A 240-nucleotide genomic window follows, 5' to 3' on the forward strand; every position below is an offset into this window, starting at 1 on the left:
GCAGCACCAGGGCGACGACGTCGGCCATCCACTGCAGGTACTCGAAGTCGAGCGCGGCGGGGTCGCCCACGCGCACCGGCGAGCTCGGCACGCCGTTGACGTACAGCGTCCACGAGCCGTCGTGCTCGGGCACCCAGGCGGCCTGCCCGGTGGAGGTGGTGAAGGCGCCCTCGACGGGGGCGGAGGTGTCGGGGCGCCCGGCGGGGCGCCCATGACGTCGTTCTCGCACACCCACAGCCT

At 74.2% G+C, this 240-nt stretch carries 1 pseudogene; it reads right to left on the bottom strand.

Features of this window, described 5'->3' with window-relative positions:
- Positions 1 to 240: pseudogene (locus tag FHN55_RS22870) on the bottom strand (spermine synthase); the annotation flags it as partial.

Source organism: Streptomyces sp. NP160, from assembly GCF_006335115.1.
Classification (GTDB): Bacteria; Actinomycetota; Actinomycetes; order Actinomycetales; family Quadrisphaeraceae; genus Quadrisphaera.